This is a genomic window from Neorhizobium sp. NCHU2750 (genome assembly GCF_003597675.1).
Lineage (GTDB): Bacteria > Pseudomonadota > Alphaproteobacteria > Rhizobiales > Rhizobiaceae > Neorhizobium.
Map to the genome: position 1 here is coordinate 22,572 of NZ_CP030827.1, position 20,808 is coordinate 43,379.

General features: G+C 61.0%; 19 protein-coding genes. 17 read left to right on the forward strand and 2 right to left on the reverse strand.

The genetic code is table 11. The features are described 5' to 3' along the window. Positions 1 to 111 precede the first annotated feature (111 nt). The 3 genes from mutS (at position 112) to NCHU2750_RS00135 (ending at position 4,330) form a co-directional block, all read left to right on the forward strand. On the forward strand, positions 112 to 2,763 hold the full coding sequence (mutS, locus tag NCHU2750_RS00125; protein WP_119942763.1) for a DNA mismatch repair protein MutS: 2,652 nt from the start codon (positions 112 to 114) through the stop codon (positions 2,761 to 2,763). A gap of 49 nt (positions 2,764 to 2,812) precedes the next feature. After that, on the forward strand, positions 2,813 to 3,295 hold the full coding sequence (greA, locus tag NCHU2750_RS00130) for a transcription elongation factor GreA (RefSeq protein ID WP_119938591.1): 483 nt from the start codon (positions 2,813 to 2,815) through the stop codon (positions 3,293 to 3,295). Positions 3,296 to 3,388: 93 nt separating this feature from the next. Then, positions 3,389 to 4,330: an MYG1 family protein gene (locus NCHU2750_RS00135; RefSeq protein ID WP_119938592.1), complete on the forward strand. Its 942-nt coding sequence runs from the start codon at positions 3,389 to 3,391 to the stop codon at positions 4,328 to 4,330. Between the two features lie 26 nt (positions 4,331 to 4,356). Here the strand turns inward: NCHU2750_RS00135 and NCHU2750_RS00140 are convergent, their stop codons facing one another. Next, complete coding sequence (locus NCHU2750_RS00140; protein ID WP_119938593.1) at positions 4,357 to 5,412, reverse strand: alpha/beta hydrolase family protein; 1,056 nt, start codon at positions 5,410 to 5,412, stop codon at positions 4,357 to 4,359. Positions 5,413 to 5,540: 128 nt separating this feature from the next. On the opposite strand from NCHU2750_RS00140, the gene NCHU2750_RS00145 reads away from it, so the two are divergent. From NCHU2750_RS00145 to murJ, 3 genes are all read left to right on the forward strand, one after another. Next, complete coding sequence (locus NCHU2750_RS00145; RefSeq protein WP_162939429.1) at positions 5,541 to 6,566, forward strand: helix-turn-helix domain-containing protein; 1,026 nt, start codon at positions 5,541 to 5,543, stop codon at positions 6,564 to 6,566. A 111-nt stretch (positions 6,567 to 6,677) separates the two neighbouring features. Further along, the gene (locus NCHU2750_RS00150; protein ID WP_119938595.1) at positions 6,678 to 9,491 is read left to right on the forward strand and encodes a [protein-PII] uridylyltransferase; all 2,814 of its coding nucleotides are present in this window, start codon (positions 6,678 to 6,680) and stop codon (positions 9,489 to 9,491) included. Positions 9,492 to 9,513: 22 nt separating this feature from the next. Next, complete coding sequence (murJ, locus tag NCHU2750_RS00155) at positions 9,514 to 11,088, forward strand: murein biosynthesis integral membrane protein MurJ (RefSeq protein ID WP_119938596.1); 1,575 nt, start codon at positions 9,514 to 9,516, stop codon at positions 11,086 to 11,088. 23 nt (positions 11,089 to 11,111) lie between these two features. On the opposite strand, the gene NCHU2750_RS00160 is transcribed toward murJ, so the two are convergent. Next, a complete protein-coding gene (locus NCHU2750_RS00160; protein WP_119938597.1) occupies positions 11,112 to 11,600 on the reverse strand; it encodes a YcbK family protein in 489 nt (162 codons plus the stop codon). Positions 11,601 to 12,079: 479 nt separating this feature from the next. On the opposite strand from NCHU2750_RS00160, the gene trpS reads away from it, so the two are divergent. From trpS to ybeY, 11 genes are all read left to right on the forward strand, one after another. Then, entirely contained in the window at positions 12,080 to 13,144 is a 1,065-nt protein-coding gene (gene trpS / locus NCHU2750_RS00165) for a tryptophan--tRNA ligase (protein WP_119938598.1), read from the forward strand. A gap of 120 nt (positions 13,145 to 13,264) precedes the next feature. After that, positions 13,265 to 13,756, forward strand: coding sequence for a universal stress protein (locus NCHU2750_RS00170; protein ID WP_119938599.1), 492 nt, complete (start codon positions 13,265 to 13,267; stop codon positions 13,754 to 13,756). Positions 13,757 to 13,866: 110 nt separating this feature from the next. Continuing rightward, positions 13,867 to 14,433, forward strand: coding sequence for a NifU family protein (locus NCHU2750_RS00175; protein WP_119938600.1), 567 nt, complete (start codon positions 13,867 to 13,869; stop codon positions 14,431 to 14,433). Positions 14,434 to 14,452: 19 nt separating this feature from the next. Next, positions 14,453 to 15,091: a tRNA (adenosine(37)-N6)-threonylcarbamoyltransferase complex dimerization subunit type 1 TsaB gene (gene tsaB, locus NCHU2750_RS00180; RefSeq protein ID WP_119938601.1), complete on the forward strand. Its 639-nt coding sequence runs from the start codon at positions 14,453 to 14,455 to the stop codon at positions 15,089 to 15,091. Positions 15,092 to 15,096: 5 nt separating this feature from the next. Then, a complete protein-coding gene (locus NCHU2750_RS00185; RefSeq protein WP_119938602.1) occupies positions 15,097 to 15,591 on the forward strand; it encodes a GNAT family N-acetyltransferase in 495 nt (164 codons plus the stop codon). Positions 15,592 to 15,630: 39 nt separating this feature from the next. Continuing rightward, positions 15,631 to 16,059, forward strand: coding sequence for a Fur family transcriptional regulator (locus NCHU2750_RS00190; RefSeq protein ID WP_119938603.1), 429 nt, complete (start codon positions 15,631 to 15,633; stop codon positions 16,057 to 16,059). 22 nt (positions 16,060 to 16,081) lie between these two features. Next, complete coding sequence (gene olsA, locus NCHU2750_RS00195) at positions 16,082 to 16,915, forward strand: lyso-ornithine lipid O-acyltransferase (protein WP_119938604.1); 834 nt, start codon at positions 16,082 to 16,084, stop codon at positions 16,913 to 16,915. A 122-nt stretch (positions 16,916 to 17,037) separates the two neighbouring features. Beyond that, positions 17,038 to 17,664, forward strand: a complete 627-nt coding sequence (locus NCHU2750_RS00200; protein ID WP_119938605.1) for a DedA family protein — start codon at positions 17,038 to 17,040, stop codon at positions 17,662 to 17,664. Between the two features lie 202 nt (positions 17,665 to 17,866). Beyond that, the gene (gene miaB, locus NCHU2750_RS00205) at positions 17,867 to 19,186 is read left to right on the forward strand and encodes a tRNA (N6-isopentenyl adenosine(37)-C2)-methylthiotransferase MiaB (RefSeq protein ID WP_245480432.1); all 1,320 of its coding nucleotides are present in this window, start codon (positions 17,867 to 17,869) and stop codon (positions 19,184 to 19,186) included. A gap of 23 nt (positions 19,187 to 19,209) precedes the next feature. Continuing rightward, the gene (locus NCHU2750_RS00210) at positions 19,210 to 20,268 is read left to right on the forward strand and encodes a PhoH family protein (protein ID WP_119938607.1); all 1,059 of its coding nucleotides are present in this window, start codon (positions 19,210 to 19,212) and stop codon (positions 20,266 to 20,268) included. Between the two features lie 23 nt (positions 20,269 to 20,291). Next, on the forward strand, positions 20,292 to 20,801 hold the full coding sequence (ybeY, locus tag NCHU2750_RS00215) for an rRNA maturation RNase YbeY (RefSeq protein ID WP_119942765.1): 510 nt from the start codon (positions 20,292 to 20,294) through the stop codon (positions 20,799 to 20,801). Positions 20,802 to 20,808: the final 7 nt, after the last annotated feature.

The window sequence follows — 20,808 nt, forward strand, 5'->3', positions numbered from 1 at the left end:
TTCCATGCGCAACAAAAAATCGGTTCCGTGACCCAGTTTGAAAGATTGTCGATTGACGCCCTGACCGCCGAACAGCTCGCCTCGGAGGAAAGCCGTGCCACGGCCACCCCGATGATGGAGCAGTTTATCGAGATCAAGGCCAACAACCCTGGATCTCTGCTCTTCTATCGCATGGGCGACTTCTACGAGCTGTTCTTCCAGGATGCGATCGATGCGTCGCGTGCGCTCGGTATCACGCTGACCAGACGCGGCCAGCACATGGGGCAGGATATCCCGATGTGCGGCGTGCCGGTCCATGCGGCGGATGACTACCTGCAGAAGCTGATTGCGCTGGGCTTCCGCGTCGCGGTCTGCGAACAGGTGGAAGATCCGGCCGAAGCCAAGAAACGCGGCGGAAAATCGGTGGTCAAGCGCGATGTCGTGCGCCTCGTCACGCCGGGCACGATCACCGAGGAAAAGCTGCTCGTTGCGTCTGAATCGAACTACCTGATGACGCTCGCCCGCATCAAGGGTGGTGCCGAGCCGGCCATGGCGCTCGCCTGGATCGATATTTCCACCGGCGTATTTCGGCTGGCCGAAACCGAAGCGACGCGTCTCCTCGCCGATATCCTGCGCATTGAGCCGCGCGAACTGATCATGCCGGACACGATGTTTCATGATCCGGAACTGAAGCCTGTCTTCGACGTGCTCGGCCGCGTCGCCGTGCCGCAGCCGTCAGTGCTGTTCGACAGCGCCACCTCGGAAGGCCGTATCGCCCGCTATTTCGGCGTCGGCACGCTGGATGGCTTCGGAACCTTCTCCCGCGCCGAGCTTGCCGCTGCCGCGGCAGCCATCGCCTATGTCGAGAAGACCCAGATTTCCGAGCGCCCGCCGCTCGGCCGGCCGGAGCGCGAAAGCGGCGCCTCGACCCTGTTCATCGATCCGGCCACTCGCGGCAATCTGGAACTGACCAAGACGCTGTCGGGCGAACGCGACGGCACGCTTCTGAAGGCGATCGACCGCACCGTTACCGGTGGCGGCGCCCGTCTGCTGGCGGAGCGGCTGATGTCGCCGCTGACCGACCCGGACCGCATCAATCGCAGGCTGGATTCCATTTCGTTCCTCAAGGATGAGCCGTCGCTCTGCTCCGACCTGCGATCTGCGCTCAAACATGTGCCGGATATGCCGCGCGCGTTGTCCCGTCTGGCGCTGGACCGCGGTGGCCCTCGCGATCTCGGCGCGATCCTCGCCGGACTTCAGGCGGCGCGTGGCGTTGCGGGTTTCCTCGATGGCGCCATGCTGCCCGTGGAACTCTCTGACGCGCTGGCTGAATTGAAGGCGTTGCCGGTCACCGTCGAATCCCTGCTCGGCAACATGCTGGCTGAAGACCTGCCGCTGCTGAAGCGCGACGGTGGCTTCCTTGCAGATGGCTCCCATGCGGAACTCGATGAGGTCCGGGCGCTGCGTGATCAGTCCCGCAAGGTGATTGCCGGCCTGCAGCTGCAATATGCCGAGGAGACCGGCATCAAGTCGCTGAAGATCAAGCACAACAACGTGCTCGGCTATTTCATCGAGGTGACAGCCGGCAATGCCGGCCCGATGACCGATACGCCCGAGGCCAAGGCACGCTTCATCCATCGCCAGACCATGGCGAATGCCATGCGCTTCACCACGACGGAATTGGCTGATCTCGAAAGCCGTATTGCGAACGCCGCTGACAAGGCACTGACAATCGAGCTTGAAGCCTTCGACAAGATGGTCGCTGCCGTGACCGGGGAGGCCGAGGCGATCAAGGCTGGCGCCCGCGCGCTCTCCGTCGTCGATGTCGCAGGTGGCCTCGCCATGTTGGCCGAGGAATGGGACTACCGCCGTCCGGTCGTCGATGGCAGCCGCATGTTTGCGATCGAGGGCGGCCGCCATCCGGTGGTCGAGCAGGCGCTGCGCCGCCAGTCCTCCGGCCCGTTCATCGCCAATGATTGCGACCTCTCGCCGAACGGCAATGGAGATTTCGGCGCTCTCTGGCTTCTGACCGGCCCGAACATGGGTGGTAAGTCGACCTTCCTGCGCCAGAACGCGCTGATCGCCATTCTCGCCCAGATGGGCTCCTTCGTGCCGGCGGCCTCCGCCCATATCGGCATTGTCGACCGGCTGTTCTCCCGCGTCGGCGCCTCCGACGATCTCGCTCGCGGCCGCTCCACTTTCATGGTCGAGATGGTCGAGACGGCAGCGATCCTCAACCAGGCAACCGATCGCTCTCTGGTCATCCTCGACGAAATCGGCCGTGGCACCGCCACGTTCGACGGCCTGTCGATCGCCTGGGCTTCGGTCGAGCATCTGCATGAAGGCAATCGCTGCCGCGGCCTGTTCGCCACCCATTTCCATGAACTCACCGTCCTGTCGGAAAAACTGGGCCGGCTTTCCAACGCCACGATGAAGGTGAAGGAATGGGATGGCGAGGTGATCTTCCTGCATGAGGTCGGCCCCGGCGCTGCCGATCGGTCCTACGGCATCCAGGTCGCCCGCCTTGCCGGCCTGCCGGATTCGGTGGTCACCCGCGCCCGCGATGTGCTCACCAAACTTGAGGATTCCGATCGCAAGAACCCGGCGAGCCAGTTGATCGACGACCTGCCGCTGTTCCAGGTCGCTGTCCGCAAGGAAGAGACCAGACGTGGATCCTCCAAGGTGGACGAAGCGTTGAAGGCGATAAATCCGGACGACATGACCCCGCGCGAAGCGCTTGAGGCATTGTATGCCCTCAAGAAGCAGGCGGCGGAAAAGGTCTGATCCGGCTCGGAAAACCGAATTTGAGCGGGGCTAAGAGAGGAGTTCACGCGTGAGCGTTGCCTTCATGAAGGAAGAAAGTGCGGAGACGGCAGCCGAGACGGTTCTGCCGGATCGACCGATTTCAGCCCATCCGAACTTCGTCACCGAGACCGGGCTGAAGGCGCTTGAATTGCAGTTCAGCTCCGCCCGTGATGCTCTCGAGGCCGCAAGTGCCATCGAGGATATCAACGAGCGCCGTCGCCAGTCGGCCGGGCCGGCCCGCGATCTGCGTTACTTTTCCGAGCGGCTCCGCACCGCCCAGCCTATGCTGGCACCACCGTCGAATAACGTTGTCGCTTTCGGCAGCCGTGTGAGCTACAGCCGCGACGACGGGCGCGAACAGACCTATCGCATCGTCGGGGAAGATGAGGCCGACCCCAGGGCCGGCACTATTTCCTATGTGTCGCCGGTCGCAAGGGCGCTCACCGGCAAGGCGATCGGCGACGTCGTTTCCGTTGGTAACCAAGAACTCGAAATTCTCACGATTTCGTAATCAGCTTAGCCCGTCCTTCGGCTGGCCCGCTTGTGAAGGCCCGCGTCTCCCGCTATCTGGTTCTCTCCCAAGAAAACAGAGGCGCATCCTGGCATGAAACCCGACTATCTCGTCACCCATTCCGGGGGCTTCCATGCCGACGAACTCCTGTCCAGCGTCATCCTGACCAGGCTTTTTCCCGGGGCAAAGATCGTCCGCAGCCGCGCGCCGGAATGGATCACGCCCGGTTCCGATCGCATCATCTATGATGTCGGCGGCGCCTTCGATGCCGAGGCACGGATCTTCGACCACCACCAGCGCGGTGCGCCGTTGCGCGACGATGGTGCGCCCTACAGCTCATTTGGCCTGATCTGGAGCCATTACGGTCGTGATTATCTCGCCGCGATGAATATTCCCGACGCCCATGTCGAGCCGCTGCATGCCTCCTTCGACAAGAGCTTCGTCCTGCCTATCGACCTGATGGATAACGGCGCGCTCAGCCCGTCGACTGCAGGGCCGCTTGCAGGTCTCACCCTGTCGAGCCTTTTGGAAACCCTGAAACCTTCCTTCGATGAGAATGAACCCGGTGCCGATGACCGCGCCTTTCACGTGGCTCTCGGCATCGCTCGCTCTTTTGTCGAGGCGGGTATCGGCAAGCGCGCGGCCAAGCTGCGCGCCGAGACGCTCGTTCTTCAAGCAATCGAGAAGACCGGCGAAGGCCGCATTCTCGAACTGCCGATGGGCATGCCCTTCCGTCCGGCTATCATCAAGGCCGGCGCCGATCATCTCCTCTTCGTCGTCCATCCGCGTGATGGCAAGGATTGGTGTGTCACCGGCATCCGTCGCGCCGATGACGGGTTCGAACTGCGCGCCGACCTGCCGAAATCTTGGGCGGGCCTGACCAATGGCGCGCTTGAGGCGGCCTCCGGCATCAAAGGCGCCACCTTCTGCCACAATGGCCGCTTCATCGCAGCGGCGACCAGCCGCGAGGCAGCCCTTGCGATGGCCGAGATCGCGGTGAATGAAGCACTGGCCGAAGCGGCTGCCGCCAATTGATGTGGCGGCAACCGGGCTGAAACGCCTTATCGTTCGAGCAGTGTCCTGCGCAGAAAGACGGCAATCTTGAAGAAGATCTGCTTGTGCAGGTCGTCGCGCTGGATATCGCCACCGTCATTGCAGACGGGATCCTCGCCATAGCGCTTCAACAGTTCTGGCCCGCCCGGATTGCAGATCCCGAGAAACGAGAAATGCACCGCGCCGGGGATGGTGGCATAGTTCGCCCCTTCAATCTGCCGCGAAAGTTCTGCGGCGCGCACGCCGGGCATGATGGCGTCGCCTTCTCCGAGATTGACGAATAGCGTCGGCATGGCGATGGCAGCAATGCTGTCCTGCTGATAGGCCGTCGTAAAGCCGGGATCGACGGCAACCATCGCCGATAGGCGAGGGTCCTTGTAATCGCCCTCGAAAGCTTGTCTGTCCACCTTGGAAAAATCCACCCCGCCATGCAGGAACCAGCTGCACCCGGCATCGTCTTCCCTGGCCTTGGCACAATAGTCCTCCAGCGCCTGCAGTGAAGTCCGTCCGCCAGCCGAAAGCATCATCGTCGTACCTCCGAGCGAAAAGCCGATGCCGCCAATCCGCGCCGGATCGATGAGTGCGCTCCAGGCAGGATCGGTCGTCAGCGCGTCGATCAGGGCAGAGATGTCCTGAGCCCGTTCCCAGAACTTGAAGCTCTCGACGGGAATGGAATCGCCCGATGTCGAGTGTATGTGATTGGGAGCCGCGACGATGAAGCCGTTGCGGGCAAGCTCTGTCGACAGCCAGCCGAGCCCGGCCGCATTGCCTCCCGAACCATGGCTGAGGATGACCAGCGGAAATTTTTCCGCAATCGGTGTTGCATTGCGCCGCGCCGGTACGCCGGTCCACAACTGGTCGGCGCCAAGCGTATAGGCATCGCCATCCGCCTTGGCGGGATAGGTGATCAGCACCCGCTCGGGCTCGCTTCGATGCGGCGAGGTGATCGAAATCCACTTCGTTCCGGCTTCGAAGGAAAAAGCCGGCGCAGCGATCAGTGAAAGGCCCATGGCGACGAGTGCAGCAATGGGCGAGAGCAGGGATAACGGGAAAGGGTAGAACATAAGGATCTCCGTTCGGTTGTGAACGGCGTGATCGAAACCGGCAAATGCCCTGCCTTTCGACCTCGAACATGATATGGTCCTTTGCAGAACATGATTCAGGCCATCTGCCGCCTATACCGGGTAAGTCCTTGCTCTCCATACCCTTGCCCTTCATCGCCGGACTGGTCTTCGTGCTGGTAATCCATCACAGCCTGAAAGGTGTCGAGGCGCGGGGCAGCCGCCGGTATTTCCTGGCCTTCCTCGTTCTCTACGCTCTGCAGGGGATGATCGTCGGCATTCACTTCGGCTATGGCGTTGCGGCCCTGGCGCCGGTTCAGCCGGTGACCGCCTCCATCATGCCGCCGCTTGCCTATCTCGCCTTTCGCGGCCTGACGGATGTGGACGTGCCGAAACCCTGGCACCATTTCTGGCCGCCCGTGCTGATGATTCTGGCCATATTCCTGTTGCCGGTGCTGATCGATCCCCTGTTGCTGGTGATCTTCCTGGCCTATGGCGTCGCCCTTTGGCGTCTTACACGGACCGACGGCGAGGAAATGATGACGCAGGCGAGCCTTCAGCGCATGCGCCCGGCCTTTCGTGCCGCCCGGCTGACGGCGGCGCTGATGTTTCTATTTGCCGCAAGCGACGCAGGCATTGCCATCTATGCCGTCTTCCGGGGCACGGCGATCGTCCCCTCGGTGGTGGCAATCATCAACCTTTTGGCGCTCGCGGCCAGTCTGCTCTTTTCCATGGCTCCGGTTGTGCCCGATGCATCCCGGACGATCGGCAAGCGAGCTGCCGCCTCCAATCCTCAGGACGAGGCGATTGTCGGTCGGGTTCTTGCCGCTCTGGAGGACGGCAATCTCTACAGGGACGAGAACCTCAGCCTGGCAAGGATTGCCCGCAAGGCCGGCATTCCCGCCCGCGATCTGTCTTCTGCGATCAACCGTTCGGCGGGGCTCAACGTCTCGCAATTCGTCAACAACCGGCGCATCGCCGAGGCATGCCGCCTGCTGGAGGAGACCGGCAAATCGGCGACCTCCATCATGCTGGAGGCCGGCTTTTCGACGAAGTCCAATTTCAATCGTGAGTTTCGCCGGGTCACCGGCATGAGCCCGCGCCAGTGGCGGGCAAAGATCCGCAAGGAAAGAGGAGCGAAAAGCGCCAACTCTTGAACTTGGCGAGGCAAGGCAACAACTTTGAAACGACCTATTGCCATAATCGGTGGTCAAGGTGCCGCAAATTAGCTAAAGCCCGCCCGGCAAAACTGGCACCGGCAGGATGACATGGCCAGACACGATATCGATTTTACCGAACTGCTTGACGTTGACGCGCTGAGGGCCGAGTGCCGCGCGGTGATGAAGAAGGTGCGCCCGCATCTCGAACTGAGGGCCGCCCTTCTGCCGATCATGCGGCGTGCCAGCAACGAGGGCCGCAACAAGGCGCGTGATCTCCTGAATGCGGATGGCAGCGGCCTCAACTGCGCCCGGCGCATCTCCTGGATACAGGACCAGATCATCCGCGTGCTTCACGACGTGGTCGCCACCGCCGTCCATCCCGAAGGTAAGGAAATCACTGTTGCGGCCGTCGGCGGCTACGGCCGTGCGACGCTTGCGCCGGGATCGGATATCGATCTTCTGTTCCTGCTGCCGCCGAAGAATTCCGACGAGATGCGCAAGGCCGTCGAGTTCCTGCTCTATATCCTCTGGGACATGGGCTTCAAGGTTGGCCATGCCACGCGCACCGTCGAGGAATGCATCCGCCTGTCGAAAACGGACATGACGATCCGTACTGCCATCCTGGAGGCTCGGCTGATCTGCGGCTGCGAGATCCTCTTTGCCGATCTGGAAAACCGCTTCGACAGGGAAGTCGTTGCCGATACGGGTGCTGAATTCGTCAGCGCCAAGCTCGCCGAGCGCGACCAGCGGCACCAGAAGTCCGGTGACACGCGTTATCTGGTCGAACCCAATGTCAAGGAAGGCAAGGGCGGCCTGCGCGACCTGCACACGCTGTTCTGGATCGCCAAATATTATTACCGGGTCAAGGATACGGCCGAACTGGTCAAGCTCGGCGTCTTTTCCCGCTCCGAAATCCGCCTGTTCGAAAAGGCCGACGATTTCCTCTGGGCGGTTCGCTGCCACATGCATTTCTTGACCGGCAAAGCGGAAGAACGCCTGTCCTTCGATATCCAGCGTGATATCGCAGCCGCGCTCGGCTATCACGAGCGCCCCGGCCTGTCCTCGGTCGAGCGCTTCATGAAACACTATTTCCTCGTTGCCAAGGATGTCGGTGACCTGACACGCATCTTCTGCTCGGCGCTTGAGGAGCAGCAGGCCAAGGCTGCCCCCGGCCTTGCCACCCGCGTCATGTCCCGCTTCACCAAGCGGCTGCACAAGATCCCCGGTACAACGGATTTCGTCACCGACCGTGGTCGCATCACGCTTGCATCTCCGGATGTCTTCAGCCGCGATCCGATCAATATCATCCGCTTTTTCCATGTTGCCGATATCAACCAGCTGGAACTGCATCCGGATGCGTTGAAAAAGATGACGCGATCGTTGTCCCTCATCGACCACAGTGTCAGGGAAAACGAGGAGGCTAACCGGCTGTTCCTCTCGATCCTCACCTCCCGCCGCGAGCCTGCCCTGATGCTGCGCCGGATGAACGAGGCCGGTGTTCTCGGCCGCTTCATTCCCGAGTTCGGCAAGGTCGTGGCGATGATGCAATTCAACATGTATCACCACTACACCGTCGACGAGCACCTGATCCGCTCAGTCGAAGGCCTGTCGGAGATCGACAAGGGTGAGGTCGAGGATATCCACCCGCTCGCCACCAAGATCATGCCGGGCATCGAGGAGCGCGAGGCGCTTTATGTTGCCGTGCTGATCCACGATATCGCCAAGGGGCGCCAGGAGGATCATTCGATCGCCGGTGCCCGCATCGCCCGCAAGCTCTGCCCGAGACTCGGACTGAACCCGAAGCAGACGGAAATCGTCGTCTGGCTGATCGAAAAACATCTCGTCATGTCGATGACATCGCAGACCCGCGATCTTCACGACCGTAAGACGATCACCGACTTTGCCGAAGTCGTCCAGTCGATGGACCGGCTGAAGCTGCTGCTGATCCTGACGATCTGCGATACCCGTGCGGTCGGTCCAGGGGTCTGGAACGGCTGGAAGGGACAGTTGCTGCGCACCCTCTATTACGAGACGGAGCTTCTCCTGTCCGGCGGCTTCTCCGAAACCCCGCGCCGCGAGCGCGCCCAGGTGGCGGAAGAAGCGCTCTACAAGGCGCTGTCCGACTGGAGCGAGAAGGACCGCAAGACCTATTCGCGCCTGCACTACCAGCCCTATCTGCTGGCCGTGTCGCTCGACGATCAGCTGCGGCACGCGGCCTTCATTCGCGATGCCGATCACGCCGGTCATGCGCTGGCCACCATGGTGCGCACCGATGCCTTCAGGGCGATCACCGAGATCACGGTGCTTGCCCCCGACCATCCGCGTCTTCTGTCGATCATCGCCGGTGCCTGCGCGGCAGCCGGAGCCAATATCGTCGATGCTCAGATCTTCACCACCGGTGATGGCCGGGCTCTCGACACGATCCTGATCAATCGCGAATTTAATGTCGACGAGGATGAACTGCGTCGCGCCGGCACGATCGGACGGATGATCGAGGACGTGCTCTCGGGCAAGCGGCACCTGCCGGAAGTCATCGCTACGCGCGCCAGGACCCGCAAGAAGACCAAGGCATTCCACATCCCGCCATCGGTCACGTTGTCGAACGGGCTCTCCAACAAGTTTACCGTGATCGAGGTGGAATGCCTCGACCGCACCGGCCTTCTGGCCGATATCACCGCCTGCCTCGCCGATCTGTCGCTCGACATCCAGTCGGCGCGCATCACCACTTTCGGTGAAAAGGTGATCGACACCTTCTATGTGACCGATCTCGTCGGCCACAAGGTGACCAATGAGAACCGCCAGAACGGCATTGTCGATCGGTTGAAGCAGGTCATGACGGATCAGGACGACGAGGCCAAGGTCAAGGCGTCGCCGCTTGCCACGCCTGAACAGCCGGCGCGCAAGACCAAGGCAAGCGCGTAACCGCCGCAATGGATGACTGCATATGAGCCTCGTGAAGAAATTCGCAACTGTCGGCGGCGCAACGCTCGGCAGCCGCATATTCGGCTTTGCCCGCGAAACCTTCATGGCGGCGGCGCTCGGCACCGGGCCGATGGCCGACGTCTTCTATGCCGCCTTCCGCTTTCCGAACTTGTTTCGCCGCCTGTTTGCCGAGGGCGCCTTCAATGCCGCCTTCGTGCCGCTGTTTTCCAAGGAAATCGAGGCAAACGGTGTGGATGGGGCCAAGCGCTTCTCGGAGGAAGTCTTCGGGGTGCTGTTTTCGGCTCTGCTGATCATCACCATCGTCATGGAACTGATGATGCCCTGGCTGGTCGAGTGGATCATTGCGCCGGGCTTTGCCGATGACGCGGAAAAGACCTCGCTGACCATCCGCATGGCGGCGGTCATGTTCCCCTATCTCATGTGCATGTCGCTGACGGCGATGCTGTCGGGCATGCTCAATTCGCTGCATCACTTCTTCGCCGCCGCTGTCGCCCCCGTCTTTCTCAACGTCGTGATGATCGGAGCGCTGTTCTACGGCCTCTATATCCACGCCGACCCGCGCGTCATCGCCTGGTATCTGTCCTGGAGCGTGCTGGTCGCCGGCCTGCTGCAGATGGCGGTCGTCTATGCCGGCGTGCGCTATGCCGGCATCAATATCGGCTTCAGGCGCCCGCGCATGACGCCCAATGTCAAACGCCTGCTGGTTCTGGCTGTCCCCGCCGCCGTGACGGGCGGCATTACCCAGATCAACCAGATCATCGGTCAGGCAATCGCGTCCGGCAAGGAAGGTGCGATCGCCGCCCTCCAATATGCCGACCGCATCTATCAGCTGCCGCTCGGCGTCGTCGGCGTCGCGGTCGGTGTCGTGCTTCTGCCGGAGCTTTCTCGTGCCCTGAAGGGCGGGCAGGTGAGGGAAGCCAAGAATATCCAGAACCGCTCGATCGAATTCGTCCTGTTCCTGACGCTTCCCGCGGCTGCCGGCCTATGGATCCTGTCGGATGCGATCATTCGGGTTCTCTATGAGCGCGGCGCCTTTACGGCCGACAACACGGCCGTGGTCGGCGGCATTCTGGCGATCTACGGCCTCGGCCTGCCGGGCTTCGTGCTGATCAAAGCGCTGCAGCCGGGCTTCTACGCCCGCGAGGACACGAAAACCCCGATGCGTTTCACCATGCTGTCGGTCGTCGTCAATTCCGGGCTGGCAATTTCGCTCTTCCCGGTTCTGGCCGAGCGTGGCATCGCCACGGCGGAGGCGACGGCGGGCTGGATCAACACCATCCTGCTGTTCACGACGCTCACCTGGCGTGGCGATCTCATCTGGGAATGGCAGCTGGCCAAGCGGGCGGCGCTTCTTCTGGTGTCGACCGCAGTCATGGCCGCCGTTCTCGTCTACGCCTTGCCCCACGCTGCACCCTGGCTGGCACCCGGCGCGCATCTGGTGGAGAAGGTGGCGGCCCTCGGCGTGCTGATCGGCATTGCCATGGTCGTCTATTTCGGCGTCGCTTTCCTGATCGGCGGAGCCGATCTCGGCATGATCCGCCGCAATATCAAGCGCGGTTCAAAGACTACGGGCTGAAGGCTAAGCCGCTATTGCTCTTGTCAGCTGTCTCCGTCGCCGGCCTTGCGCTTCAGGCTGGCGAGGCTCCCTCCATGCTTGTTGCGCCCGCAATAGGCCCAGTGCCGTTTCGGTCCGATATCGACATGTATGATGCCGTTGCAGTAGCGGCCGATGCCGCCAATCCCCGGCGCGCTGGCGACAGCTGCAAGAATGCGTTTTTCCGAGACACCCGGCACGCGGATATCGGCGGCAAAACAGCGGCTATGCTGGGATTTGCCTGAATGCGGACGATGGCCGGATGTCACGACCGGCTTGTGGCCGGTCTCCTTGGCAATATGGGCAAGTATTGCTTCGAGCTTTTCGGGAAAACAGCCGGTTTGGACACTGACCCGCTGGACCGTGTAGAAGGCCGAGTAATCGTGCTGGATCGTTGTGCCGCGGCGTTTGTCGTTCTTGCCTGCTGCTTCGGCGTTGGCGTTCAGGCTGAAGGCCAAAAGGCAGGCCAGCGCGACGCGAGAAAAAATGCGCATGGGTGTCCCCTAGGAAAAGACCTGTCGTCATGACGGTCGGCTTCGTCGTGGCGGGGTATTTCTTTCCGAAAAGAGGCGCGAATAAGGTGAGATTTACTCTCAATTGAGATTAATGGGCCGTAAATCTTAATATCCATTAACTAAACCTAGTTTTGATTGCCGTTGTATTTGAGGGGAAGGGCGAAAATCTCCGTTATATAACTGTTACATAGGTGATTTGAGCATGACTGCGGGACTGGCATCGCGTGCCACTGCCAAAACCCCCAAAAAATCCAGGGGTGAGATGTTGAATTCGGCGTGAAATCGCGCTGCGCTGCGAAATAAAGGTTGCGCACCCCTTGATGCTGGCCCGCCAGCCATGCTTAGAGCGCGTCGTTAGCTACATGGCCCGCGGGGCACGATTACCGGAGGCGTTCAAACCTTCCGGCAGCGCGCAACCTTTCGGCCTGAGGCCTTCCAACCGCCTGTTCGAGGACATCATGAACACCTTCAAGCCGCTCGTTTTCTCCGGCGTTCAGCCGACCGGCAATCTCCATCTCGGCAATTATCTCGGCGCGATCCGCAAGTTCGTAGCGCTGCAGGAAAACAACGACTGCATCTATTGCGTCGTCGATCTGCATGCGATCACCGCCCAGCTCGTGCATGACGACCTGCGTGGCCAGATCCGTTCGATCGCCGCTGCCTTCATCGCCTCCGGCATCGATCCGGTGAAGCATATCGTCTTCAACCAGTCGGCCGTGCCGCAGCATGCCGAACTTGCCTGGGTGTTCAACTGTGTTGCCCGTATCGGCTGGATGAACCGCATGACGCAGTTCAAGGACAAGGCCGGAAAGGACCGTGAAAACGCCTCGCTCGGCCTGCTCGCCTATCCGAGCCTGATGGCGGCCGACATTCTCGTCTACCGCGCCACCCATGTGCCGGTCGGCGACGACCAGAAGCAGCATCTCGAATTGGCTCGCGACATCGCCCAGAAGTTCAACATCGACTTCCAGGCAAAGATCCGCACCACTGGCACCGGCGTCGACATGGTGGTCGGCGAAGAGCCGATCCATGGTTATTTCCCGCTGGTCGAACCGCTGATCGATGGGCCCGCTCCGCGCGTCATGTCGCTGCGTGACGGCACCAAGAAGATGTCGAAGTCGGATCCGTCGGACCTGTCGCGCATCAACCTGATGGATGATGCAGACGAGATCGCCAAAAAGATCCGCAAGGCCAAGACCGATCCGGAAGGTTTGCCGAGCGAAGTCGACGGCCTTGCCGGTCGTCCGGAGGCGGACAATCTCGTCGGCATCTATGCAGCCCTTGCGGACCGCACCAAGGCTGACGTGCTGAAGGAATATGGCGGCCAGCAGTTCTCGGTGTTCAAGCCGGCGCTCGCCGATCTCGCCGTTGAGGTTCTGGCGCCGATCAGCGCCGAGATGCGCCGTCTTCTCGACGACACCTCGCATATCGACGCGATCCTCAGGGATGGCGGCGAACGCGCCGGTGCCCGCGCCGAGAAGGTCATGGGCGAAGTCTTCGACATCGTCGGCTTCCTGCGCTGATTTCTCAAACCAACATGTGCTTCGACCCGCCGCCGCCAGCGGCGGGTTTTCATTTTCGCGGGTTGGTATAAGGTCCGCGGCACGACTGTTTCGGTAGCTGATCCAGGGTAAGGGGGCGCTATGGTTTCCAAGAGACTTTCGCGGCTGGAAGGCCACAGGCGCAAGTTCATGGCGGTCATCGATGGCACGCCGGAATGCGAAAAGGCCGTCCATTATGCCGGTCGCCGCGCCAAGAATTCCAATGGCGGTCTTGTTCTGCTTTACATCATTGCCGAGGGCGACTTCCAGCAATGGCTGGGCGTCGAGCAGATTATGCGTGCCGAAGCGATGGAAGAAGCGGAGGCCGTGATGGCCAAGGCTGCCCACCGGGTGCGCGAGACAATCGGCATAGATCCCGAAATCGTCATCCGCGAGGGCAATGCGCCCGAGCAGATCAACAGCCTTGTCGAGGAAGACCGAGACATCGCCATTCTCGTGCTGGCTGCGGGTTCTGCCAAGGAAGGGCCGGGGCCTCTCGTCTCCGCCATTGCCGGGCGCGGCACCGCTTTCCCGATACCGGTTACGGTGTTGCCCGATACGCTGTCGGAAGAGGAAATCGAGGCGCTCGCATAAACCGCTTGACCGGGGGCGACCAAAGGCGCACTTGAACCCAAAGATGGCAATGCCTATCTTCTTTGGAAGAATTCTAAATTGAGCGCCGCTCGCCGGCCAGGAGCAAGCCCATGTTCATCCAGACGGAAGCCACGCCGAACCCGGCGACCCTGAAGTTCCTTCCCGGCAAGGTGGTTCTGGAAAAAGGCACGGCCGAATTCCGCAATGGCGATGAAGCGGCCGCATCTCCGCTGGCGCTCCGTCTGTTTGCCGTACCGGGTGTAACCGGTGTCTATTTCGGTTACGATTTCATCACCGTCACGAAGTCGGATGCCGAGTGGCAGCACCTGAAGCCTGCCATCCTCGGCACGATCATGGAACATTTCATGTCCGGTCAGCCGATCATGGGCGGCGGTTCGGCCATGGCCGAGGCTCTCGATGAAGAAGGCGAGTTCTTCGACGATGAAGACGAAACCATCGTCGAGACCATCAAGGAACTGCTCGAAACCCGGGTCCGTCCGGCCGTTGCCCAGGATGGTGGCGACATCACATTCAAGGGTTACAAGGACGGTACCGTCTATCTCAACATGAAGGGTGCCTGCTCCGGTTGCCCATCGTCGACGGCCACGCTGAAGCACGGTGTCCAAAACCTGCTCAAGCACTTCGTTCCCGAAGTGCAGGCGGTTGAGGCCCTCTGATACTCCGTAAGACCTGTTCATGATTGTATTGGCTATCGACACTGCGAGCATCGATTGTTCTGCGGCGGTATTTGACAGTGCCGCCGGCAAGCTTCTGTCTGCCGTCTCCGAGGAAATCGGCAAGGGCCATGCGGAACGGCTGATGGCCGTCATCGACCAGGCTCTCGACGAAGCCGAGGTTGCGCTCGACCAGGTCGGGAAGATCGCCGTCGTCATCGGTCCGGGCTCTTTTACCGGCATCCGCGTCGGCGTCGCGGCGGCCCGCGGTTTCGCCCTCTCTCTCGGCACCGAGTGTGTCGGCGTATCGACGCTGGAAACCCTGGCTGCCATGCATCATGCGGTGTCGGGTGATGCGAAACCGGTCGTCATCGCCATGGATGCCAAGCGGGAAGAGATCTATGCTCAGGCCTTTGCCGCAGATGGCAGTTCGCTGGGTGAACCGGCAGCGCTCTCGGCAGAGGATGTCGAGCGTCTGGCTGTCTCCGCATCAGCCGACCTGTTCGGTTCGTGGGTGACGAAATCCCAGGATCGCTTCGATATCGGTATCGTTGCGCGTCTCGGTGCGGCCAGGAAGGCCGATGGCAGCCGCCCGAAGCCGCTTTATCTGCGCGGCCCCGATGCCAAGCCGCAGACGGGCTTCGCACTGGCAAGAGTGTAGGCGACATGTTCGACGAATATCTGAGCTGGAAGCCGTTTTTCGAAATCGTGCCGATGGAAGTCGACGATTGCGCCGAGATCTCGGACCTGCACGGTCTGCGCTTCCCGCGTCAGTGGAGCGACGGCGAGTTTCAGAACCTCATTCTTGAGCGCAACGTTTTCGGTTTCATCGCCCGCCAGACCAACGCGTTCTTCTCCAGACCGCTCGGCGGCTTCGTGCTGAGCCGCGAGGCAGGGGGAGAGGCTGAAATTCTCACTGTCGCCACATCGGAAAAATTCGCCCGTCAGGGCCTTGGCTGGCGTCTTATGCAGGCCGCGCTGCGCGAGGCGATATCGAGGGGTGCCGACAGCATGTTCCTCGAGGTCGAGGCGGATAACCGCCCGGCGGTCGGTCTCTACGGCAAACTCGGCTTTGCCAAAGTGGCGGAGAGGCCGGCTTATTACCTCGGTGCCGACGGACGGCGGACTGCCGCGCTTGTCATGAGCCGCGTTCTTCGCTAGTCCCAAATAATACGTGAATATTTCGAAGGCCAGAACGTCATGACGGACCTTTCCAAGACACTGGAAGAGCTGTGTGCCGAGAAGGGCATGCGCATGACCGACCAGCGTCGGGTCATTGCCCGGATATTGCAGGAATCCGACGATCATCCGGATGTCGAGGAGCTCTATCGCCGCTCCTCCAGGGTCGATCCGCGCATCTCCATCTCGACGGTCTACCGCACCGTCAAGCTGTTCGAGGATGAGGGCATAATCGAGCGCCATGATTTCCGCGATGGCCGCTCCCGCTATGAAACCGTGCCGGAAGAGCATCACGATCACATGATCGACCTGAAGACCGGCCACGTGATCGAATTCCAGTCGGCAGAGATCGAGGCGTTGCAGGAGCGTATCGCCCGTGAACTCGGTTTCAGGCTGGTCGGGCATCGGCTGGAGCTTTACGGCATACCGCTCGACAAGGACGGCAAGTGAGCGGAACCGATAGGGAAAAGCATTGATCACCTCCATCCGGATCGGCCTCGTCATCATCTGTCTCGTGATCGTGACGCTGGTTCTCCTGCCGTTCCAGCTTCTCGGCCTTGCCTTCGACTGGAAGATCCGCCGCACCATTCCAAGGCTCTGGCACAGGGCTGCCTGTTTTCTGATTGGTATCCGCATCCATGTCCATGGACGTCTGGAGCGCCAGCGACCGCTGATGCTTGCCGCAAATCACGTGTCCTGGAAGGACATTCTCGTCCTCGGCGCGGTGGCGGATGTCGTCTATATCGCCAAGGCCGAGGTGGCGGACTGGCCGGTCTTCGGCACGCTCGCCAAATTGCAGAAGAGCATCTTCATCGTTCGCGAAGAGCGCCGTCGCACCGGCGATCAGGTCAACGAGATTGCCGAGCGGATGACGGCGGGCGAGATCGTCGTGCTGTTTCCCGAAGGCACGACGTCCGACGGCAACCGTCTTCTGGAGATCAAGTCCTCGCTCTTCGGCGCTGCCGCCGCTGCCGTGCCGCACACGCCACAGGGTGTCGTGCATGTGCAGCCGGTAGCAATCGCCTATACCCGCGTCCATGGCATGGCGATGGGCCGCTATCATCGGCCGATCGCCGCCTGGCCGGGGGATATCACGCTGATGCCGCATCTGATGGGCGTGCTGAAACAGGGCGCACTGGATGTCGATGTCGCGTTCGGAGACACGGTCGATTTTCGCACCGGCGACAATCGCAAGCACCTGAGCCAGAACGTCACCGGCCAGCTTCGCCGCATGCTGATCCGCCATCTGCGGGGCCGTGATTACGATGCGATCGGCAAGGCGCTTGATGACGAGAGCGTGAACTAGCCCTTCATTGCGTGGCGGGCGGAAGCCATCCATTTGCAGTTGGGCTGTCTTTTTGAGAGCTTATGGGCTTGGTCTTCAAATCCACCTGTGCCTATGAGAAGCATCGATAATATCTGGACGTGATGATGGATCCACTTGGACAGCTGATAAACTGGTCGGCGGAATACGGGCTTCTCGGGGTTTTCCTTGTCGTCTTTTCGGAACGGGTCATCCCGATCTTTCCGTCCTATGCCATACTGGTCGCTGTCGGCATTGCTGCAGAATCGGGCGCGTGGTCGGTTCTGGCTGCGCTGATCGCTGCCATCGCCGGCAGCTATGTCGGCGGCTCGATCTACTATCTCTGCGCCGCAAGCGTCTCGGAAGAGCGTTCCTTCCGCTTCCTGACGCGGTTTGCACTGCTGTTCGGCACCTCGTCCGAAAAAGTTCAGAAGATGATCAGCTATTTCCGCACCAATCAGGCGGCGCTGTCGTTCACCGCACAGCTTGTGCCGACCGTCAGGCTGGTTGCCCCGGCAATTGCCGGTCTCCTGAAGGTCAATCCAGGCCCGTTCGCGGTGGCGGCAGGCCTTGGTGTTGCGGTGTGGAACTCGCTGTTCTTTTTCATCGGTTATGTCTGCGCGCGCCTTTCCTTCAACGGCAATGTCTCGGAACTGGCGCTGGAAGTGATGATCGTCCTGATGGTGGTGGAAAGTCTGGCCTTCGTCATCTGGCGGCGTTTGCGCAAGAAAAAGCTGGCGGCTGAAGGCTGAAAGCGTCCGAGCCAGTTGATCCCGGCTGCTCGCTTGCCCGCATGCCGCCCCGCATGAAACGCTTCATTTCCTGCCCTTCTTGCTGTATGAGCCAGCCATGAACGAACACGTCTCCCTTTCCGCGCCGGCAGAAGAGCCGGTCAACTGTCCGGACGCCCGTCCCAACAGCCGCAAGGTCTTCATCAAGACCTATGGCTGTCAGATGAACGTCTATGATTCCACCCGCATGGGCGATGCGCTGGCGGGTGAAGGATATGTGACGACGGAAAACATGGACGAGGCCGATCTCGTCCTGCTCAATACCTGTCATATCCGTGAGAAGGCGGCAGAAAAGGTCTATTCCGCCCTTGGCCGCCTGCGCGACATGAAGAAGGCCCGTGCCGCCGAAGGCAAGGAGATGATGATCGGCGTTGCCGGTTGCGTCGCCCAGGCGGAAGGCGAGGAGATCATTCGCCGCGCGCCCGCCGTCGATGTCGTCATCGGCCCGCAGACCTATCACCGCCTGCCGGAGGCCTTGAGAAAGGCCCGCGGCGGCGAGCGGGTCGTTGATACCGAATATGCCGTCGAGGACAAGTTCGAGCATCTGCCGGCAACCGAGAAGAAGGTCATCCGCTCGCGCGGCGTCACGTCCTTCCTCACCGTGCAGGAAGGCTGCGACAAGTTCTGCACCTTCTGCGTCGTGCCCTATACCCGTGGTTCGGAAGTCTCTCGTCCGGTCGGCCAGATCATCGATGAGGCAAAGCGGCTGGTCGATGCCGGCGTCCGCGAAATCACCCTGCTCGGCCAGAACGTCAATGCCTGGCGTTCGAAGAGCGAAACCGGCGCCGAACTCGGCCTTGCCGATCTCTTGTATCGGCTCGCCGATATTCCGGGTCTCGCCCGCCTGCGCTACACGACCAGCCATCCGCGTGACATGGATGATCGGCTGATCGAGGCGCATCGCGACCTGCGCAATCTCATGCCCTACCTGCATCTGCCGGTGCAGGCCGGTTCCGATCGCATCCTGAAGGCGATGAACCGTCGCCATACCGGTGCCGAGTATCTGCGCCTGATCGAGCGCATCCGTGAGGCGCGGCCGGATATCGCCATGTCGGGCGATTTCATCGTCGGCTTCCCCGGTGAGACGGATCAGGATTTCGAGGACACGCTGAAGATTGTCGAGGACGTGAATTACGCCTCGGCCTTCTCGTTCAAATATTCGAGCCGTCCGGGTACGCCCGGCGCCGATCTGCCGAACCATGTGGACGAGGACGTCAAGACGGAGCGGCTCGAGCGGCTTCAGGCCCTGCTCTTGAAACAGCAGGCCGACTTCGCCACATCCTGCGTTGGAAAGACGATCGATCTGCTCCTGGAAAAGCCGGGCCGCATGCCGGGTCAGGTGATTGGACGCTCGCCCTGGCTGCAGTCTGTGAATGTTGATGCAAAAACATCGCAAATCGGTGAGATTATCCGTGTACGAATCATCGGAACTGGCCCGAACAGCTTGTTTGCCGAGCCGGCAGAGAGTTTAATCGGGGTCTGAATCAAGTTGAGGAGCTTGCTTACTTGAACGCATCAGAATTGGTTTCTTCGACAGCGCGCCAACCCCGATCCGCAGCGACCGACGCCAACCACTTCGTCCTGACGTTTGAGAACAACAGGTTAGCCAGCGAGCTCTTTGGTCAGTTCGACCAGAACCTCAAACTCCTCGAACAGCGCCTCAACGTCGATGCCCTTCCGCGTGGAAACTCTGTTTCCATCTCCGGCGATGTCGTCGCCACCAATCAGGCCCGCCGGGCTCTCGATTTCCTCTATGAACGTCTGCAGAAAGGCGGTTCCGTGGAAGCTTCCGATGTCGAAGGTGCAATCCGCATGGCTCAGGCCGCCGACGACCAGCTGACGCTTCCGACGCTGGAGCGCAAGGCAAAGCTTTCCATGGCGCAGATCTCCACCCGCAAGAAGACCATCCAGGCCCGCACGCCGACGCAGGACGCCTATATGCGGGCACTCGAACGCGCAGAACTCGTCTTCGGCGTCGGTCCGGCCGGTACCGGCAAGACCTATCTCGCCTGTGCTCACGCAGCTCAGCTTCTGGAGCGCGGCGCCGTTGACAAGATCATCCTGACCCGTCCGGCTGTCGAGGCCGGCGAGCGCCTGGGCTTCCTGCCCGGCGACATGAAGGAAAAGGTCGATCCCTACCTCCGCCCGCTTTATGACGCGCTCTACGACATGATCCCGGCCGACAAGGTCGACCGCGCGATCACCGCCGGCGTCATCGAGATCGCGCCGCTCGCTTTCATGCGCGGCCGCACGCTGTCCAATGCTGCAATCATTCTCGATGAAGCGCAGAACACCACATCGATGCAGATGAAGATGTTCCTGACGCGTCTGGGCGAAAACGGCCGGATGATCATCACCGGCGATCCGAGCCAGGTCGACCTTCCGCGTGGCGTGAAGTCGGGCCTGGTCGAGGCCCTTCAGATCCTGAAGGGTGTCGAAGGACTTTCGGTCGTCCGCTTCAAGGATACCGACGTCGTTCGCCATCCGCTGGTGGGCCGCATCGTCAAGGCCTATGACGCGCAATATGCGGTCCACGAGGAAAGCGAGGAAGCCCTCGACCGGTAATGCCGGTCGGGCGCCGTTAAGTGATGTCCGAACTAGACATACAGATCAGCGTGGAAGACGGTGGCTGGCCGGCTGAGGAGGTTCTCGCCTCCTTGAGCGGTCGCGTTCTCGGTGCCGCCGCCGAATATCTTGCCCGTGAAGAAGACCAGCCCTTCCCCGAAATGGCGACGGAACTGTCGCTGGTCTTCACCAATGACGTTTCCATCCAGGAAATCAACGCCGAATGGCGCGATCAGGACAAACCGACTAACGTCTTGTCATTCCCTGCTTTTCCGCTGACACCTGGCATCATGCCGGGTCCCATGCTGGGCGATATTGTCGTCGCGCGGGAAACTGTTGAGCGAGAAGCGGTTGATCTCGACAAGACTTTCGACGATCATTTGACCCATCTGCTCGTCCATGGATTCCTCCATCTGTTCGGTTACGACCATATGGAAAAGGACGAGGCGGAGGAAATGGAAGCACTTGAGACTCGTATTTTGGCTGGTCTCGGCCTATCTGACCCCTATGCGGGCCAGGACCCGATAGTGTAGTTTGGAA

Coding starts and splice junctions, on each gene's coding strand:
- NCHU2750_RS00140 (WP_119938593.1), bottom strand. CDS start 5,412: ATGTTCTACCCTTTCCCGTTATCCCTGCTCTCGCCCATTGCTGCACTC.
- NCHU2750_RS00190 (WP_119938603.1), top strand. CDS start 15,631: ATGACGGACCTTTCCAAGACACTGGAAGAGCTGTGTGCCGAGAAGGGC.
- tsaB (WP_119938601.1), top strand. CDS start 14,453: ATGATTGTATTGGCTATCGACACTGCGAGCATCGATTGTTCTGCGGCG.
- murJ (WP_119938596.1), top strand. CDS start 9,514: ATGAGCCTCGTGAAGAAATTCGCAACTGTCGGCGGCGCAACGCTCGGC.
- mutS (WP_119942763.1), top strand. CDS start 112: ATGATGGAGCAGTTTATCGAGATCAAGGCCAACAACCCTGGATCTCTG.
- ybeY (WP_119942765.1), top strand. CDS start 20,292: ATGTCCGAACTAGACATACAGATCAGCGTGGAAGACGGTGGCTGGCCG.
- NCHU2750_RS00160 (WP_119938597.1), bottom strand. CDS start 11,600: ATGCGCATTTTTTCTCGCGTCGCGCTGGCCTGCCTTTTGGCCTTCAGC.
- NCHU2750_RS00200 (WP_119938605.1), top strand. CDS start 17,038: ATGATGGATCCACTTGGACAGCTGATAAACTGGTCGGCGGAATACGGG.
- NCHU2750_RS00175 (WP_119938600.1), top strand. CDS start 13,867: ATGTTCATCCAGACGGAAGCCACGCCGAACCCGGCGACCCTGAAGTTC.
- NCHU2750_RS00170 (WP_119938599.1), top strand. CDS start 13,265: ATGGTTTCCAAGAGACTTTCGCGGCTGGAAGGCCACAGGCGCAAGTTC.
- miaB (WP_245480432.1), top strand. CDS start 17,867: ATGAACGTCTATGATTCCACCCGCATGGGCGATGCGCTGGCGGGTGAA.
- trpS (WP_119938598.1), top strand. CDS start 12,080: ATGAACACCTTCAAGCCGCTCGTTTTCTCCGGCGTTCAGCCGACCGGC.
- NCHU2750_RS00135 (WP_119938592.1), top strand. CDS start 3,389: ATGAAACCCGACTATCTCGTCACCCATTCCGGGGGCTTCCATGCCGAC.
- NCHU2750_RS00185 (WP_119938602.1), top strand. CDS start 15,097: ATGTTCGACGAATATCTGAGCTGGAAGCCGTTTTTCGAAATCGTGCCG.
- NCHU2750_RS00150 (WP_119938595.1), top strand. CDS start 6,678: ATGGCCAGACACGATATCGATTTTACCGAACTGCTTGACGTTGACGCG.